Origin of the sequence: Paenibacillus paridis (assembly GCF_006345825.1) — a bacterium.
Taxonomy (GTDB): domain Bacteria; phylum Bacillota; class Bacilli; order Paenibacillales; family Paenibacillaceae; genus Pristimantibacillus; species Pristimantibacillus paridis.
In genome coordinates this window covers 1-616 of the sequence record NZ_VCIX01000039.1, presented here as the reverse complement: position 1 = coordinate 616, position 616 = coordinate 1, and the positions used below count along the sequence as shown (strand labels likewise).

At 50.4% G+C, this 616-nt stretch carries 1 protein-coding gene; it reads right to left on the bottom strand.

The genetic code is table 11. The features are described from left to right. On the bottom strand, positions 1–616 hold a 616-nt coding region (locus tag FJQ58_RS00860; protein WP_139990575.1), incomplete at both ends, for an ABC transporter ATP-binding protein.

The window sequence follows — 616 nt, the reverse complement described above, 5'->3', positions numbered from 1 at the left end:
AAACGATGGGCAATTACAACTGTCGTTCGGCCGATCATTAAGTTTTTGAGCGCATCCTGAACGACTTCCTCTGATTTGCTGTCCAAGTTGGAAGTCGCCTCATCCAGCATGAGAATTTGCGGATCTCTGAGCAGCGCCCTAGCAATCGCAATCCGCTGCCGCTGACCGCCGGACAGCTTGATTCCTCGTTCTCCTACTTCTGTAGAATAGCTCTCTGGCAAAGCTTCAATAAATCCGTCTGCGTATGCCATTTGCGCCGCTTTCTTTATTTCTTCCTGGCTTNTCTTTATTTCTTCCTGGCTTGGCTCTCGGTCAAGTCCATAGCATAAATTATCTTTAATTGTGCCAGCAATAATCGGGCTCTCTTGGGAGACATAGCCGATTCCTCTTCGCCATGATCGAAGCGACGTATCCTTTATATCCGTCCCTCCTATTTTAATGGAGCCGGAGGTTGGTGCATAGAACCGCTCCAGCAGCGAGAACAGCGTCGTTTTGCCGCTTCCGCTCGGGCCGACGAGAGCCGTTACCTTGCCCGCTTCAATACGCAAGCTCACATCACGAAGAATGGCCTCTTCCGCTTTGTAGGCGAACGTCACATGATTCACCTCAAGCGTCT